The sequence below is a fragment of the Pseudomonas koreensis genome (assembly GCF_025447595.1).
GTDB lineage: Bacteria > Pseudomonadota > Gammaproteobacteria > Pseudomonadales > Pseudomonadaceae > Aquipseudomonas > Aquipseudomonas koreensis_H.
This window is the reverse complement of the sequence record NZ_JAOEJU010000032.1, coordinates 1-16561: the sequence shown is the minus strand read 5'-3', so window position 1 is coordinate 16561 and position 16561 is coordinate 1. Positions and strand designations below refer to the sequence as shown.

Annotated in this window: 14 protein-coding genes; 3 read left to right on the top strand and 11 right to left on the bottom strand. The window is 61.8% G+C overall.

Features of this window, described 5'->3' with window-relative positions; genetic code table 11:
* Positions 1 to 78: 78 nt before the first annotated feature.
* Positions 79 to 444, top strand: coding sequence for a type II toxin-antitoxin system RelE/ParE family toxin (locus N8H71_RS26560; RefSeq protein WP_064382657.1), 366 nt, complete (start codon positions 79 to 81; stop codon positions 442 to 444).
* Entirely contained in the window at positions 437 to 742 is a 306-nt protein-coding gene (locus N8H71_RS26555) for a helix-turn-helix domain-containing protein (protein WP_262196263.1), read from the top strand. Before N8H71_RS26560 ends, N8H71_RS26555 begins: the two co-directional genes overlap by 8 nt.
* A gap of 47 nt (positions 743 to 789) precedes the next feature.
* On the opposite strand, the gene N8H71_RS26550 is transcribed toward N8H71_RS26555, so the two are convergent.
* The 11 genes from N8H71_RS26550 to N8H71_RS26500 all read right to left on the bottom strand — a co-directional run bounded on the left by N8H71_RS26550 (position 790) and on the right by N8H71_RS26500 (position 14958).
* On the bottom strand, positions 790 to 2241 hold the full coding sequence (locus tag N8H71_RS26550) for an efflux transporter outer membrane subunit (protein ID WP_262196261.1): 1452 nt from the start codon (positions 2239 to 2241) through the stop codon (positions 790 to 792).
* Complete coding sequence (locus tag N8H71_RS26545) at positions 2238 to 3308, bottom strand: HlyD family secretion protein (RefSeq protein WP_262196260.1); 1071 nt, start codon at positions 3306 to 3308, stop codon at positions 2238 to 2240. Before N8H71_RS26545 ends, N8H71_RS26550 begins: the two co-directional genes overlap by 4 nt.
* Before the next feature lie 18 nt (positions 3309 to 3326).
* Positions 3327 to 4862 carry an MFS transporter gene (locus N8H71_RS26540; protein ID WP_262196259.1) on the bottom strand — a complete coding sequence of 512 codons (1536 nt, stop codon included), beginning with the start codon at positions 4860 to 4862 and terminating at the stop codon, positions 3327 to 3329.
* Positions 4863 to 4964: 102 nt separating this feature from the next.
* Positions 4965 to 5882, bottom strand: a complete 918-nt coding sequence (locus N8H71_RS26535; protein ID WP_262196258.1) for a LysR family transcriptional regulator — start codon at positions 5880 to 5882, stop codon at positions 4965 to 4967.
* Positions 5883 to 6010: 128 nt separating this feature from the next.
* Positions 6011 to 6877 (bottom strand): ABC transporter permease, encoded by an 867-nt coding sequence (locus N8H71_RS26530; RefSeq protein WP_085608535.1) that lies wholly within the window; start codon positions 6875 to 6877, stop codon positions 6011 to 6013.
* A 20-nt stretch (positions 6878 to 6897) separates the two neighbouring features.
* Complete coding sequence (locus N8H71_RS26525) at positions 6898 to 7758, bottom strand: ABC transporter ATP-binding protein (RefSeq protein WP_262196257.1); 861 nt, start codon at positions 7756 to 7758, stop codon at positions 6898 to 6900.
* Between the two features lie 5 nt (positions 7759 to 7763).
* Entirely contained in the window at positions 7764 to 8789 is a 1026-nt protein-coding gene (locus N8H71_RS26520; protein ID WP_262196256.1) for an ABC transporter substrate-binding protein, read from the bottom strand.
* 18 nt (positions 8790 to 8807) lie between these two features.
* Entirely contained in the window at positions 8808 to 9704 is an 897-nt protein-coding gene (locus tag N8H71_RS26515; protein WP_064382651.1) for a TauD/TfdA dioxygenase family protein, read from the bottom strand.
* A gap of 353 nt (positions 9705 to 10057) precedes the next feature.
* A complete protein-coding gene (locus tag N8H71_RS26510) occupies positions 10058 to 11425 on the bottom strand; it encodes an HlyD family type I secretion periplasmic adaptor subunit (RefSeq protein ID WP_011331851.1) in 1368 nt (455 codons plus the stop codon).
* Positions 11415 to 13571 (bottom strand): type I secretion system permease/ATPase, encoded by a 2157-nt coding sequence (locus tag N8H71_RS26505; RefSeq protein ID WP_262196254.1) that lies wholly within the window; start codon positions 13569 to 13571, stop codon positions 11415 to 11417. The genes N8H71_RS26510 and N8H71_RS26505 overlap by 11 nt, the downstream gene beginning before the upstream one ends.
* Before the next feature lie 34 nt (positions 13572 to 13605).
* Positions 13606 to 14958, bottom strand: coding sequence for a TolC family outer membrane protein (locus tag N8H71_RS26500; protein ID WP_007957732.1), 1353 nt, complete (start codon positions 14956 to 14958; stop codon positions 13606 to 13608).
* A gap of 359 nt (positions 14959 to 15317) precedes the next feature.
* Here N8H71_RS26500 and N8H71_RS26495 point away from each other — a divergent pair.
* Positions 15318 to 16561, top strand: a 1244-nt coding sequence (locus tag N8H71_RS26495; RefSeq protein WP_262196253.1) for a retention module-containing protein, incomplete at its 3' end; no start/stop codon positions are given.

Sequence of the window (16561 nt, the reverse complement as noted above, 5' to 3'; positions counted from 1 at the left end):
TTTTGTGAAATGACTAAGATCAACTCATCGAAAATATAACCTTGAAGGAATATTCCATAACACTCATATTCGCCCCCCATGAATTGGGATATCGAATACACCGACGAGTTCGGCAACTGGTGGGAAGATCTGACTGAAAACGAGCAGAGCTCGGTGGCTGCGAGCGTCAAATTGCTAGGGCAATTCGGACCTGGCCTGCGCTTTCCACACAGCAGCGCGATCAATGGTGCGCGACATGGCCATCTGCGAGAACTGAGGGTTCAACATGCCGGACGACCGTACCGCATACTTTATGCATTTGATCCGAGACGATGTGCGCTGCTATTGATCGGTGGAGACAAAACCGGTCAGGATCGCTGGTATGAAGTCAATGTCCCACTCGCCGATCAACTGTACGATGAGCACCTCGATACATTGCGCAAAGAGGGTTACAAAGATGGCTAAGAAATTTGCCGAATTCGAAGCGCGTATGACACCCGAAGCCCGGGCACATGCCGATTCGATCTACGAACAACACATCAAGGAAATGCCGCTAAACGAACTGCGACAGGCCAAGGCTTTGAGTCAGGCGACACTTGCCGAGACCCTGCACATCAATCAGGCGGCGATCTCGAAGATGGAGCGACGCACCGATATGTATATCAGCACGCTGCGCAATTACATCCGCGCGATGGGTGGCGAGCTTGAAATCATCGCTACCTTTCCTGACGGGCAAATCAAAATCGAAAACTTTGCAGGTTGAGCAGCCAAAACGCTGCACAACCTGCTTTTTTTTTTTCCGCGCGAGCGTCAGCGCTGCGCCATCTCCTCCACCGGATACACCGACTCCCATCCCCCGCCCAACGCCCGGTACAACCCGACCATCGCCAGTGAAACGCCGGTGGAGCTTTCCACCCATTGTTCCTGGGTGGCGAGCAGTGCGCCTTGTACGGTGAGGACGTTGACGAAGTCGACCACGCCTTCGACGTATTGCTGTTGCGCGGTGCGCAGGGCGATCTGGTTCTGGCGCACGGCTTCGGCGAGGCTGTCGCGGCGGCGCTGGCTGGCGTTGTAGGCGGTCAACTGGTCGTCGATTTCGTGCCAGGCGCGCAGGACGGTCTGTTGATAGCCGATCGCCGCTTCCTGCTGTTGGGCTTCGCGCAGTTGCAGCACGCCGCGCAAGCGGCCGCCGTCGAACAGCGGCAGGCTGAATTGCGGGCCGATGCCGAAAGCGCGTGAGCCCCAGGAGCCGAAATCACTGAGCTGCATGGCTTGCGAGCCGAGATTGCCGGACAGGGTAATGCGCGGATAGAAATCGCCCTTGGCAACGCCGATGTTGGCGGTGGCGGCATGCAACCTGGCCTCAGCTTGGCGGATGTCCGGGCGACGCTCGGCCAGTTGCGACGGCAGGCCGATGGCGACGGTCAGCGGCGACTGTGGCACCGGCGCATCTGTGGATAACTCTTTCGCCAGCGCCTGCGGCGGTTCGCCCATCAACAGGCTGATGGCGTTGATCAGTTGCGCCTGACGTTGCTCCAATGCCGGCAACCGCGATTCGATGGCCGCCACTTGCGCGGCCGCTTCGGCGACGTCGAGATCGGTGGCCACACCATCGTTGAGGCGCAGTTGCGAAAGCTTCAGGCTGTGCCGCGCCACATCGAGGTTCTGCTCGGTGACCGCGCGGGTGTTCTGCACACCGCGCAGCTGGATGTAGTTCTGCGCGGTATCCGCGAGTACCGCCAACAGCACACCGCGCCGGTCGTTTTCCGCGACTTCGAGATTGGCATCGGCCGCTTCGGTTTCCCGGCGCACGCGGCCCCAGAAGTCCAGTTCCCAAGAGGCGGAGAAACCGGCATCCCACAGGTTGAAGGCAGAATCGCCATTGTGCCCGGACGGGTCGTTCAGGCCTTCACCGCTGTTGCGTTTGCGGGCGTAGCTACCGGTGGCGGCGGTCACTGGATAACGGTCGGCGGTGATCACCTGACGGGCGGCGCGGCTTTGTTGCAGGCGGCTGCTGGCCAGTTGCAGGTCGAGGTTGCTGCGCAGCGCGCGCTGGGTCAGGGCCGAGAGTTGCGCGTCGTGAAAGACTTCCCACCAGCGCTCGTTCAAGGGTTCGCTGACAGCCTGGCTGGGGGCGCTTTTTGACGGTTTGGCCCACTCGGCGATCTGGGTGGCTTCGGGTTTCTGGAAGTCCGGGCCGACGGTACAGGCCGCCAACGCCGACAGACTCAGGACCACTGTCATGGACTGAAGGTGCTTCATCGCTGTGTCACCTCACGCACCGACGTCACCGAGCTTTTGGTATCAATGCTCGCCTCCACCGACATCCCGACCCGCAAGCGTTCGGCCAGTGGCTGGCCCGGATCCAGCAGGACCTTCACCGGAATCCGCTGCACGACTTTGGTGAAGTTGCCGGTAGCGTTGTCCGGTTTGACCGCCGCGAAGGTCACGCCGGTAGCCGGGGCGATGCTTTCGACGCGGCCGGTGAGGGCCTCGCCGCCGAGACTGTCGACCCGCACGACAACATCCTGCCCCGGCTGCACGTCGGTGAGCTGGGTTTCCTGAAAGTTGGCGACCACATAGGCCTGCTTCAGCGGCACCACCGCCAGCAGTTTGCTGCCCGGCGTCACATAGGCGCCGACTCGCACGGCGCGCTCGCCAATCATGCCGTCCTGAGGCGCGGTGATACGTGTGTAGGACAGCTCGAAACTGGCGATTTCCAGCGCAGCCTGAGCGTGTTTCAAACTGCCCTCGGCGGCATCGCGTTGCGCCGTCAGAATCTCGACCTGCTTACGTTCCGCTGCCAGTTTTGCCGTGGCCGTGTCCAGCCGCGCAGAGGCCTGATCGATCCGGGTGCGCGCCTGTTGCGCGTTCTGCACGGTGCCGGCACCGACGCCGGCGAGGTGGTTATAGCGGTTCAATTCCTGCTGGGCGAAGGCCATCTCAGCCTTGGCCGACACCACCGACGCCTGCGCCTGAGCGATCACCGAAGTCTGGCGCTCCAGCGTGGCCTTGGCGTTCTGCAATTGAGCGCGGGCGACAAGGGTTTGCGCATCGGCGGCCTCGGCAGCGGCACGCAGGTCGCGGTCATCGATCAGCGCCAGCAACTGCCCGGCCTTGACCTGCTGGTTGTCTTCCACCAGCACCTCTTTGATAAACCCTGCCACCCGCGGCACCACCAGGGTGAAGTCAGCAGAAACGAATGCATCGTTGGTGTTCTGCTGGGTGCGCTTGCCGAACAGGCCCGGCATCGCCAGATACACCAGCACACCGACCGCCAGCGCAGCAGCCACAGCCACCGCGAGTTTTTGCTTTGCTTGAGTCGTCATAAGAACCTTCTATTTCAGTCAGGTCGGCGCGCGCGGCGGAAAGATCCGCGTCGGCAGCCAGAAAATCAGCAGGATCAGCGCCACCGCGACGCCAGCCATGCACAGATAAAGATCCGAAGAAGTCAGCACCACCGCCTGTTCGTGCAGGCGATGGGCGAGGCCGGGGTCGTTGCTCGCGGCCAGCGGCGAGTTGCCGAGGCGATCGACCAGCATCGTGGAGTGAAAATGCAGGCGCGAAGTGGTCAGCGCTTCGATCACGCCAGTGGCGACCACCGCCGCCAGGCCTTTCACGGTGTTGAACCACGCCGAGGCGAACGGCCCGTCCTGTGGCTGGATACTGCCGGTCGACAGCATCAGCAGCGGCAGCACCGCCATCGGCTGGCCGAAAATCTGCAGCCATTGCAGCACGTAGAAATCGTCTCGAATCCATTCCGAGGTCAGCTGCGAGCCGCCGAGGCACGACAGCGTCAACATGCTCAAACCGATCCCGAGCACCCAGCGGCAATCGACCCAACGCAGGTTGCACAGCGCCGCCACCAGCGGCAGCGCGAGCAGTTGCGGCAATGCCGCGAGCAGCATGATCGGTGCGGTCTGCACCGGCCGGTAACCCTGCACCTGAGCCAGATAACTCGACGGGATCAGCACCACCGCCAACAGCACCACCAGCACCCCGGCCAACGTCATCAACGCGAACGACAGGTTGCGAATGCCGAGCATCTGCAACTTGAAGAATGGAATCGGCTGCGACCATTCATTGATCAGAAACGCCACCAGCAACAGCGAACCGGCACCGAGCAAAGCGCAGATCAGGTTCGACTCGAACCAGTCCAGCCGATTGCCCTGCAGCAGGCCGATCACCAGCATGCAGATCGCCGGAAAGCCCAGCAGCAGGCCTTTCCAGTTGAACGACTTGAGGCGCTCCAGACGCAGCGGATCCTGCGGCAAACCGTATGCAACAGCAGCCATGGCGATCAGGCAGGGCACGATGATTTGCCAGAAGGTCCACTGCCAGCCGACGTATTCGGTCCACAGCCCGGCCAGCGGCGTGCCGAGACCAGGGCCGAAGGTGGCGGTCAGGGCGTAACCGGCCAGACCGTAAAGCTTGATATTGGCCGGCAGGAAACGCAGGGCAACGGTCATCAGCATCGGCGGCAACGCACCGCCGGCCAGGCCTTGCAGGATGCGCATCAGCAGCAGGCTTTCGTAGTTCGGGGCGAACGGGCAGAGCACTCCGAGCAGGGTGAACACGCCGATGGCGCACAGGGTGAAGCGACGCAGGGAAAAGGTCACCGAGCACCAAGGCGCGAATGCCATGGCCGCCACCGAGGTCGCGGTGTAGCTGGCGACCAGCCAGGTGCCTTCGTCGTAGCCGATGCTCAGGGCGCCGCGAATGTCGGCCAGGGCGACCTTGGTCACCATCTCGTTGAGACCCGACACCAGCACCGCCAGCAGCACGCCGACCAGACCGATGATGATTCGCGCCCCGAACACCGGTGGCGCGGCTGCCATCGGAGCGGCAGCGGCAATCGGCGCCGTGACCGTCAGGGATGTCATGCAAGCAAACTCCGGAGGGAAAAATACCGGAGCATATTAGTCAGGCTTACGACTGACGAAAATTGACTTGTCGGCAGCTTATAGTTGTGCCAGACGCAATCGTCAGGGTTGGGCCGCCAGCCAGGTTTCGTCGCAGCAGGTCTTGAGGGTTTCGCGCAGCCAGCGGTGGGCCGGATCCTTGTCGAAACGCGGGTGCCAGGCCTGGGTCAGCATCAACGTCGGAAGCGGAATCGGCAGGTCGAACGAGCGCAGTTTCAAGCCCAGCCGTCGCACACTGAGCAGCGCTTCCTTGGGCACCGGCAGGATCAGATCGGAATCCGGCAGGGCGAACATCGCCGCATGAAAACTCGGCGCGATCACCGCCACTCGCCGCTCCAGCCCCAAGGCATTCAAAGCGGTGTCGATAGGCCCACGGGCGATGCCCCGGCGGGACATGCTGATGTGGGAAAACCCGGCGTAGCGTTCGGCGGTGATCTCGCCATCCAGCAGTGGATGATCCTCGCGCACCAGGCCGACGAAGTGGGTGGAAAACAGGTTCTGTATTTTGACTTCCGGCATCACCGGGCGGGTGTTGCTGACACTCAGGTCAATACGCCCTTCGCGCAAGGCTTCATCGTCGCCGTCACCCTCGGGGACGAAACGCAACTCACAGTGCGGCGCCAGTTGATCGAGGGTATCGAACAGCTTGCCGCCGTATACTCCGACGAAAAAATCGTTGGCGCGAATGCTGAAGCGCCGGCGCAACGTCCCCAGTTCCACCGCATCGGCTGAGCGAAACAGCAGCGCCGCCTGCTCGACCACATCGCGCACCTGCTCGCGCAACTCCAGCGCCTTGGGCGTCGGCACCAGACCGCGACCGGCACGCACCAGAATCGGATCGCCAATGGCTTCGCGGATCCGCGTCAGGGTACGGCTCATGGCCGCCGAACTGAGGTTCATCCGCCGCGCGGCGCCGACCACGCTGCCCTCGTCGAGCAAGGCGTCGAGGGCGACCAACAGGTTCATGTCCGGGAGTTGCATGCTGAGCACTCGTGACCGATCAGGATTGATTCGCACGCAATGCTAGCAAACATCCCGGAAGTAAGGCGGCGACTGGGTGAACGCTTTCGCGAGCCTGCTCGCGAGAGGGCCGGTAGAAGCGCAACAAATCAGCGCTGCATCCCCCAGCGTTTCACCGTCACCCGCTCCAGCGTGTCGAACACCAGGTTTTCCACCAGCAAGCCGATGAGGATAACCACCGCAAGACCGGCAAACACCTTGTCGGTGTACAGCTCGTTGCGGTTCTGGAAGATGTACCAGCCCAAACCACCCTTGCCGCTGGTGGCACCGAACACCAGTTCGGCGGCGATCAGGGTACGCCAGGCGAAGGCCCAACCGATTTTCAGCCCGGCGAGGATCGACGGCAGCGCCGCCGGAATCAGGATGAACAGCACGAAGCGCATGCCCTTCAAACCGTAGTTCCGGCCGGCCATGCGCAGGGTTTCCGAGACGCCGAGAAACCCGGCATACGTGTTCAGCGCCAGCGCCCACAGCACCGAATGCACCAGCACGAAAATCAGGCTGTTCTGCCCCAGGCCGAACCACAGCAATGCGAGCGGCAACAGCGCAATCGCCGGGAGCGGGTTGAACATCGAGGTCAGGGTACTCAGCAAATCCCGACCAAACTGGGTCGAGACCGCCAGCGTGGTCAGGGCGAAGGCCAGGACGATGCCGATCAGATAACCCTTGAGCAGCACCACCAGCGAGATCCACACCTTGCCCAGCAGTTCGCCGCTGAGCAGGCCGTCGTACAGCGCATGACTGGTCTGCAAAAAGCTCGGCAGCAACAGGTCGTTGTTTTGCACCCGGGCGACCACCTCCCAGAGCACGGCGAGCAAAATCAGAATTACGCTTTTGCGCAGCCAGCCCTGTTGCCACAGGCGCTGGCCCAGCGGCAGCTCGCGCTCCACCGGCACGCTGGTCAGCGGTTGCAGATCGTTTTCGAATTCTTGACGTACGGATGATGAATGGCTCATCGGGCAATCCTCCAGGCGGCTCAATAAGCGATGCGGATATCGGTGAAATCCAGTTCGCGCTCGGTTTCCGGCGACTGCCCTTCATCGAACAACAACCGGTGAATGCGCCGCGCCGACTCCTGAAACGCCACGCCACCGAGGCTGTGCAGATCGTATTGATGGCTGTGCACTTCCGCCCGCACCCGGCCCGGGTGCGGCGACAACAGCAGGATCCGATTGCCCACCACCAGCGCTTCTTCAATCGAGTGAGTGACGAACAGCAAGGTGAAGCGCACCTCCTCCCAGAGCAGCAGCAATTCCTCCTGCATCTTGCGCCGGGTCAGGGCATCCAGCGCGGCGAACGGCTCGTCCATCAGCAGGATTTTCGGCTGCATCGCCAGCGCCCGGGCAATCGCCACCCGCGCTTTCATGCCGCCGGACAAGGTGTGCGGGTAGGCATCGGTGAACGCTGCCAGACCGACCTTCTCCAGATAGTGCAGCGCACGCTCTTCGGCTTCCTTTTTCTTCAACGTGCGCGAAGCCAGCAGCGGAAACATCACGTTCTGTTTTACGGTTTTCCACGGTGGCAGTTGATCGAACTCCTGAAACACCACGATCCGGTCCGGCCCCGGCGCGTCGACGCGCTGACCCTGCAGGCGGATCTCGCCCTCGCACGGCGCAATGAACCCGGCGACGGCTTTGAGCAACGTGGATTTACCGCAACCGGACGGGCCGAGCAGCACGAAACGATCCTGTTGATCGACTTCGAAACTGACCTGGTGGGTGGCCCGCACCACACGTTGCGGCGTGCGGTATTCGAGGCTGACCTGGTCGACCGCCAGCAGCGCCTGCGCCGTGGCGATCGGGTTGCTGGCCGCGTGGCCTTGCAATGGGGCGTTCATGTCGATCAGCTCCCTTGCAGCGGTTTGGCGTCCTGGAAGAAGTAGTCCTTCCACGATTCGGGTTTATTTTTGATGGCGCCGACGCGGTAGAGGAATTCGGCGAGCGGGTAGGTGTTTTTCGGCGTGACGCTGAATTCGAACTGCGGGTTGTCGATGATTTTCAGCAACGCGGCGCGGTCGATCTTGGCCTTGGTCACGCGGATGTAAGTGTCCGCCGCCGCACCTTTATCGTTCTGCGCAAATTGCGCGGCTTCGGTCAGGGCTTCGACGAACGCCTTGTAGGTTTTCGGGTTCTCGTTGCGGAATTTCTCGGTGGCGAACAGCACGGTCGGCGAGTTCGGGCCGAGCACGTCATAGGAGTTGAGCACCACGTGCACGTTCGGATTTTCCAGTGCCTGATCCTGGAACGGCGGGTTGGAGAAGTGCCCGGTCAGCTCGGTGCCGCCGGCAATCAGCGCAGCTGTGGCGTCCGGGTGCGGAACGGCGATGGTGTACTTGTCGAGGCGATTGAATTCCTTGTCACCCCACTGTTTAGCCGCCGCGTACTGCAGGAAGCGCGACTGCACCGAAACGCCAACCGCCGGCACCGCAATGCGGTCCTTCTCGGTGAAGTCGGCGATGGTTTTGACCTTGGGATTGTTGCTGACGAGGTAGTACGGGAAGTTGCCGAGAGAGGCCACGGCTTTGACGTTCTGCTTGCCGTGGGTGCGATCCCAGATCGTCAGCAACGGCCCGACGCCGGCGCCGGCAATGTCGATGGAACCGGAAAGCAGCGCATCGTTGACCGCCGCGCCGCCGGACAGCTGGGTCCAGTCGACCTTGATGTCGAGCCTTTCCTGCTTGCCGTACTTCTCGATCAGCCCCTGATCGCGCACAACATTGAGCAATAAATAGACAATGCCGAACTGTTCGGCGATGCGGATTTCACCTTCGGCGTGGGCCACGGTCGGCGCCACCAGGCTGCCGGCGATCAGGCTGAAACCGAGGCCGATGGCCGCCGCCAGCGGCGCGAATGGAAGACGTTTGGACATGATCGGATCTCCGGCAAATCAGAAAGGCGCGTCGCCCTGGATGGTCGTGCGATACAGCTTGCGGCGCAGGTGCGCAGGGCAACCGGCGGCAAGGTGGATCAGCGAGCGGTTGTCCCAGAACACCAGGTCGTGGGGCTGCCATTGATGGCGATAGATGTTCTGCGGCAGCACGCTGTGGGCGTAGAGCTCGTCGAGCAGTTGTTTGCTCTCGTCTTCCGGCAGGCCGACGATGCGGGTGGTGAAGCCTTCGCTGACGAACAACGCCTTGCGGCCGTTTTCCGGGTGGGTGCGGACCACCGGGTGCACGACTTCGGCGACCTGAGCCAATTGCTCCGGGGTCAGGGTCGGGCGCCAGTTGCCTTCGAATTTGGTTTCGCTGTAACGCGCGGTGTAGGAATGCGCGGCCGAGCGGCCTTCGACAGCTTTGCGCAGCGCGTCGGGCAGGCTGTCCCAGGCTTTGTGCATGTCGGCAAACAGTGTGTCGCCGCCTTCGGACGGCAACTCCTGGGCGTGCAGCATCGAGCCGAGGCTCGGCAGCTCTTTATAGGAAAGGTCCGAGTGCCAGAATTTGCCGGCGTCACCGAGGCCGATGTTCTGACCGTTCTCGACGATGTTGGAAACGATGAGGATTTCCGGGTGATTGGCCAGCAGGAACTGCTTGAGCACGTGGATCTGCAACACGCCGAAGCGGCGACTGAAATCGATCTGCTGTTGCGGGGTGATGCGCTGGTCGCGGAACACCACGACGTGGTGATCGAGGTGCGCGCGGTGAATGCGGGCGAAGTCTTCATCGTTGACCGGACGGGTCAGGTCGAGGCCGATGATTTCGGCACCGACGGCACCGCTGAACGGGCGGATCTCGAAGGTTTGCGGCGCGGCAGTCGCGGCGCTTGGGGTAGCAGTAGCTGCGGACATCAATCAATCTCCCACGCACGGCGCGCTCAAGGGCGCGCGCGTCGATCAGAAACTCACGCTGGATTGCGTGTTGGTTTGTGTCGTGCGGCGCGCCGATTGGTCGGCAGGTACGCAGGAGGCTGACTTTATAGCTATAAGAAGCGGAATTTAAATACTGTTAACGAATAACGATATGGCGATTGCTTAGGAATGGACTGGACGGTGAGTGACCATTTGTGTCACTTCCGGACGGAATATGTTGTTCCGACAGACCCCTTCGCGAGCAAGCTCGCTCCCACAAGGGACTTCGGTAAACACATATCCATGTGCCAACAAAGTTCTGTGGGAGCGAGCTTGCTCGCGAAAGGGGCCAATCAACGTTCGTGCAACGCCTCGGCCCGGGCCCGGATGATCGGCTTGAGCAGATAGCTCAGCACGGTCTTCTTGCCGGTGATGATGTCCACCGACGCCACCATCCCCGGGATGATCAGCAACGGCTTCTCGTCAGTGCCGAGATGGCTGCGCTCGGTGCGCAGCTTGATAACGTAGTAAGTGGTTTTCTTGTCTTCGTCGGTGATGGTATCGGCGCCGATCTGCTCCAGCTTGGCCTTCAAACCGCCGTAGATGGTGTAGTCATACGCGGTGAACTTCACCGTGGCTTCCTGACCCGGATGCAGGAACGCGATGTCCTGCGGACGGATCTTCGCTTCGACCAGCAGGGTGTCATCCAGCGGCACGATTTCCAGCAGGTCGCTACCGGGCTGGATCACGCCGCCGATGGTGTTGACCAGCATCTTGTTGACGATGCCCCGCACCGGCGAGGTGACGAGCGTACGGCTGACCCGATCTTCCAGTGCCTTGCCGGTGGCCTGGGCCTTGTTCAGGTCGGTGCGCGCCTCGTTGAGCTGAGTCAGAGCTTCGCTGCGGAACTTGCCGCGAGTCTCGTCAATCTTGCGCTGCACTTCCTTGATCGCCGATTCGGCGCGCGGGATCGCCAGCGTGGTGGCGTCGAGCTGACCACGGGTTTCCACTTCGGCACGCTTGAGTCGCAGCACTTCCACCGGCGACACCGCGCCCTGGGCCACCAGCGGCTCGGACATGTTGATTTCCTGGCGTTGCAGGCCGAGTTGCTGGCGGTACTGCGCTTGCTTCGAGGTGAACTCGCGCAGCTCTTGCTGGCGCTGGATCAACTGTTCCTGCAAACCACCGACTTCGTCGTGCAGTTGCTGACGACGGCTGATGTACAACGACTCTTCGCTTTTTGCCTGACCCGGCACGGCTTTGAGCACGTCCTCGGGGAAATTCAGCGGACGGTCATCGACCTCGGCACTCAGACGCTCGACCCGCAGCAGCATCGACAAGCGATCCGCTTCAGTTTCACCGACGTTGGACGCAAAACGTGTGTCATCCAGACGCACCAGCGGCGCGCCGGCCTCGACGATCTGGCCTTCCTTGACGAACAACTCAGAGACGATCCCGCCCTCGAGGTTCTGGATTTTCTGGATCTTCGACGAAGGAATCGCCTTGCCATCGCCCTTGGTCACTTCGTCGATGACGGCGAAGTTGGCCCACAGCATCAGGAACACGAAGAAACCGATGATCGCCCAGATCGTCAGGCGCACCACACGTGGCGCATCCTCGATCAAGGCCTTGTTGACCTCTGGCAGCGGCTGGCCCTGCAGCGATGCCGAGCCCTTGAAGTAGCGGCGGATCGAATCCTTGAAACCCGACTTAAGCAACACTGATCTGCCCCTTCTTCAACGCTTCCATGACGGCCACTTTCGGGCCGTCGGCGAGGATCTGTCCACGGTCGACCACCAGCAGGCGATCGACCAGCGACAGCAGCGATGCCCGGTGTGTCACCAGCACCACGGTCTTGTTTTCCACCACCGCCGCGAGGCGTTGCTTGAGACGTTCTTCGCCGGTGTTGTCCATGGCGCTGGTCGGTTCGTCGAGCAACAGGATCGGCGGATTGAGCAACAGCGCCCGGGCCAGGGCGACGTTCTGGCGCTGACCGCCGGACAGGTTCTGCCCACGCTCGCCGACTTGCAGCTCATAACCCTGCGGGTGCAGACGGGCGAATTCGTGGACGCCGGCCAATTCGGCGGCCTGCAGGACAAGCTCGTCCTCGACGTAGCGGGCGCCGGAAACCAGGTTGTCGCGCAGGGTGCCGGCCAGCAGCTGGATGTCCTGCGGCACGTAGCCGATGTTGTAGCGCAGCTCGCTGACGTCGATCTGGCGGATGTCGACGCCGTCCACCAGCAACGCACCGTCGTCCGGCTGATAGAGGCCGACCAGCAGTTTTGCCAGTGAGCTTTTGCCGGAACCGCTGCGGCCGATGATGCCGATCTTCTCGCCGGGACGGATCACCAGGTTGATGTTTTTCAGCGCCGGGTTCTGTTGTTCCGGGTAGGTGAAGTTGAGCTGGCGGCATTCGATCGCACCTTGCAGAACCTTGCGGCTCAGCGGGCGCTCTTCGAAATTGCGCTCTTGCGGCAGCTCCATCATCTGGTCGACCGAGGTCATGGTCACCCGCGCCTGCTGGTAACGGGTCAGCAGACCGGACAGCGACGCCAGCGGGCTGAGGGCGCGACCACTGAGCATGTAGCAGGCGATCAGGCCGCCCATGCTCAGGTTGCCGGCGATGATCTGGTACACGCCGAAGACGATCATGATCACCCCGGCCAGTTGCTGGATCAGCAGGGTGATGTTCATCGCCAGACCGGAGAGCATTTTCACCCGCAGCTCGAGGCGGCTGAGGGTGCCGATGGTCTGTTCCCACTGATACTGGCGTTCGCTTTCGGCGTTGTTGACCTTCACCGCGTCGAGGCCGGCGAGGGTTTCGATCAGGCTGGACTGACGCTCGGCGCCGAGGGCCATGGTGCGTTCCATGGTTGCCACCAGCGGCTTCTGCAACGCGTAGCCGATCAGCAGCGCAATCGGGAAGGCCAGCACCGGAATCCACACCAGATGCCCGCCGAGAATCGCGATGACGATGAAGATCAGGATGGTGAACGGCAGGTCGATCAGGCTGGTCAGGGTCAGCGAGGCGAGGAAGTCGCGCAGGCTCTGGAACTCGTGGATGTTCTGGGCAAAACTGCCGACCCGCGCCGGGCGGTATTTCATGGCCATGCCGACGATGCGTTCGAACAGCGTGGCAGAGATGATCAGGTCGGTTTTCTTGCCGGCCAGATCCAGGCACAGGCTGCGCAGGCTTTTGAGGATCAGATCGAACATATAGGCGCCGGTGATGCCCAGCGCGAGGACCCACAGGGTCGCTTCGGCCTGGTTCGGCACCACGCGGTCGTAGACGTTCATCACGAACAGCGGCGCGGCCATGGCGATGATGTTGATCAGGAAACTGGCGGCGATGGCGTCGGCGTACAGCCAGCGCGAACGCTTGAGGGTGTCACGAAACCACGAGCGCGCGCGCGGGATCAGCGTGCCGTGGTTGACGTCGAATTTGTGCTGGGGCTGGGCGAAGAACACTTTGCCGGTGTAGTCGTCGGCCAGCAGCTCGCGGCTGACCAGGGACTCGCCGCCGTCGCTTTCGCTGAGCAACACCCGCGCTTCGTTCTCACCCTGCCAGCCGAGCAGGACGGCACTGCGGCCATCCTTGAGCAGCAACAGCGCCGGCATGGCAATCGCCGGAATTTCTTCCAGCTTGCGTTGCAGCACCCGCCCTTGCAGCCCGGCGCGCGCCGCTGCACGGGGCAGCAACTCGACACTCAGGCGTTGTTTGGGTAGCGGCAGGCCGGTGGTCAGCATCGCCGCACTGGCGGGTTTCTGGTGGAGCATGCAAAGAGCGAGCAGACCATCCAGTAACGGATCGTCGTGCAACGCGCGTGGATCATGACTGAGATGAACTCGACTGACTTCTGATTCCACGCTCGGCACTCTTTAACTGTTTAAAAGGGACAACTCAATTCATCCCAGGCAGCTGGACCTTGGGCTTCACGTCGTTCTGCACAACAGATGCCAATGGTGCGACCACTCCCTGGCTCTTGAGCAATTCGCCCATGGTCGCCTTGATTCGATACTGAGTAAATAACTGAATGTTTTTGATTTCAGCCAGACGCCGCGAAGCGGTGAACAACTCGTTTTCGCTGTCGAGCAAATCCAGCAGGGTACGTTCGCCGAGGCTGAACTGACGCTGGTAAGCGGTGCGCACCGAGGTGCTGTGATCAACGTACTGCTGAGCGATCGGCACCTGGGCGTTGGCGTTGTTCAGGGCGTTCCAGGCCAGGCCCAATTCTTCATTCAGTTGGCGCAAGGCGTTGTTGCGGATGTCCAGCGCCTGGTTCGACAGGTAGGACTTGGATTCCAGGTCCGCCTTGTTGCTGCCGCCCGAATACAGGTTGAAGCGCATGCGCAGCATCGCCTGCCATTCGTTGTTGTGACCGTTCTGGCCATCGAGGTCGTTGTCGGCAGTACGGCCCAGCTCGGCGTCGAAGCGCGGGTAGAAGGTCGACTTGGCGGTCTCGTACTGTTTTTCGGCAGCGGCGATGTCGGACTCGGCCGAGCGCAGGATCGGGCTGTTTTCCAGCATCTGCGCGCGGGCTTCATTCAGGTTGGCCGGCATCATCGCCATGAACGGCGCCGGACGCTCCAGTTGATCGGGCATCTGGCCGACGGCGCTGAGGAAATTGGTTTCCGAGTCGGCGAGGTTGGTCTGCTCGGTGATCAGGTTGTTGCGGGCCTGGGCCATCCGCGCTTCGGCTTGATCGAGGTCGGCACCGCTGCCGACGCCGCGCTGGGTGCGCAGCTGGATCTGGTCGTAGATACGCTGGTGGCTCTTCAGGTTTTCCTCGGCCAGACGCACGAACTCACGACGGGTCAGCACATCCAGATAAACCTGGGCCACGGTCAGCGCGGTGCGCTCGGAGGTGCCGAGCAAGGAATAGGCGCGGGAGTTGACGGTGGCTTGTTGACGCCCGACTTCGCTGGACGTCGCAAAACCGTCAAAAACCATCTGCGACAGACGCAAACTCGACTCGCTGCGGTTCAGGGTTTCCCAGTGATTGCCACCACCGGCGGCGCGGGTGGTGACGCTGTCGGTGCCTTCACGGCCATAACCGCCCAGCAGATCGACCTTGGGCAGGTATCCACCTTTTGCAGCCTTTAACTGATAATCCGCGGCCAAACGACTGTTCACGCCTGCCTGGATTTCCGGATGGACATCCAGTGCCTGCTGCATGGCTTCTGGTAAGGATTGTGCTTGTACGAAAGACGCGGCGAGAGCGAAGGGTAGAGCCTTGAACAGGTGCGAACGCATGGTAAAGATTTCCCAGAACTTCTTGTCTTGAATCACAGCAAAATGGCGAGCTGCGTCGGAAGATGGCAACCGGAATGACCGTATGTCGGAAAGTTTAAAACCGGAACTGGATCACACGCTGAAGGGCAGGTCGCCGCATAAATATCAATGTGACATTACCGGGGCGATTGTTTAGGATGGCTCCCAGAAGGTCAATAGTTTGGCATAAAGTTAATAGCGAAAGAATCTAGCCAAAATATTGACGAAAAGCAGCGTCAACTTTGTTTCATCTTTTTTTAAAGTACGTCCAGACTGAATCGGCGCAGATCGCCATCAGATCTATGGAAGTCAACTGAACGTGACACCCCGGAGAGTCTTCAATGAGCAGTGTTGTTGCCATCGTCAAAAGCATTGTCGGTCAGGTTTTCGTGGTGTCCCCAGAGGGCGTCCGTCGCGTACTCGTTGAAGGCGACCGGCTGTTTGCCGGCGATCAGGTCGACACCGGCGTTTCCGGCGCCGTGTCCCTGGAACTGGCCGATGGCCGCACGATCGATCTGGGCCGCGACACTCAGTGGAGCGCCGACACCCCGGATTCCAGCACTGACCTGGCCGAAGCCACCGCGCAAGCCGCGCCGTCGGTAGAAGAGCTGCAACAAGCCATCGCCGCGGGTGTCGACCCGACTACCGCCCTTGAATCCACCGCAGCCGGCCCGAGCGCCGCAGGGATTGGCGGCGCCGCCGGTGGTGGCCACAGCTTCGTGATGCTCGATGCGACCGCCGGCCGTGTCGACCCGACCATTGGCTTCCCGACCGCAGGCATCAACTCCGCCGGCCAGGTTGCCCAGGACACCACCGGTGGCCAGACCACCGACACCACCGCCAACGCCCTGCGCGAGTCGACCCTGAGCCTCAGCGCCACGCCAAGTATCACCGAAGCCGGCGGCGTGCTGGTATACACCGCGACCCTGACCCAGGCGCCGCTGACCGACCTGACCATCACCCTGTCCAACGGCGCGGTGATCGTGATTCCGGCCGGTTCCACCACCGGCACCGTCAATGTGCCACTGGCACCGAACGACACTGTTTATAACGACCCGACCCAGATCGACGTGACGGTCACCGGCACCACCGGCGGCAGCGGCATCACCGTGACCCCGCCGACCACTCCCGCCACGACCCAGGTCACCGACACTATCGACACCACCACCGTCACCCTGACGGCGGGTCCAAGCGTGACCGAAGGCGGTCAGATCACCTACACCGCCACGCTGACCAACCCGGCGCAGACGCCGGTGACCGTCACCCTGTCGAACGGTTCGACCATCACCATCGGCGCCGGCCAGACTACCGGCACCGTCAACGTGCCGACCGCGCCGAATGACGTCTATAACAACGGCAGCACCGTCACCACCACCATCACCGGTGCCACCGGCGGCAACTTCGAAAACCTGGTGCCGAACCCGACACCGGCCGTTACCACAATCGTCGATTCGCGAGACACCACCGGCCTGACCCTGACCGCCACCGGTACCGTGGTCGAAGGTGGCCAGATCACCTACACCGCCACGCTGACCAACCCGGCGCAGACGCCGGTGACCGTCACCCTGTCGAACGGTTCGACCAT

Coding starts and splice junctions, on each gene's coding strand:
- N8H71_RS26520 (WP_262196256.1), bottom strand. CDS start 8,789: ATGTCCAAACGTCTTCCATTCGCGCCGCTGGCGGCGGCCATCGGCCTC.
- N8H71_RS26555 (WP_262196263.1), top strand. CDS start 437: ATGGCTAAGAAATTTGCCGAATTCGAAGCGCGTATGACACCCGAAGCC.
- N8H71_RS26530 (WP_085608535.1), bottom strand. CDS start 6,877: ATGAGCCATTCATCATCCGTACGTCAAGAATTCGAAAACGATCTGCAA.
- N8H71_RS26515 (WP_064382651.1), bottom strand. CDS start 9,704: ATGTCCGCAGCTACTGCTACCCCAAGCGCCGCGACTGCCGCGCCGCAA.
- N8H71_RS26540 (WP_262196259.1), bottom strand. CDS start 4,862: ATGACATCCCTGACGGTCACGGCGCCGATTGCCGCTGCCGCTCCGATG.
- N8H71_RS26545 (WP_262196260.1), bottom strand. CDS start 3,308: ATGACGACTCAAGCAAAGCAAAAACTCGCGGTGGCTGTGGCTGCTGCG.
- N8H71_RS26535 (WP_262196258.1), bottom strand. CDS start 5,882: ATGCAACTCCCGGACATGAACCTGTTGGTCGCCCTCGACGCCTTGCTC.
- N8H71_RS26500 (WP_007957732.1), bottom strand. CDS start 14,958: ATGCGTTCGCACCTGTTCAAGGCTCTACCCTTCGCTCTCGCCGCGTCT.
- N8H71_RS26560 (WP_064382657.1), top strand. CDS start 79: ATGAATTGGGATATCGAATACACCGACGAGTTCGGCAACTGGTGGGAA.
- N8H71_RS26525 (WP_262196257.1), bottom strand. CDS start 7,758: ATGAACGCCCCATTGCAAGGCCACGCGGCCAGCAACCCGATCGCCACG.
- N8H71_RS26550 (WP_262196261.1), bottom strand. CDS start 2,241: ATGAAGCACCTTCAGTCCATGACAGTGGTCCTGAGTCTGTCGGCGTTG.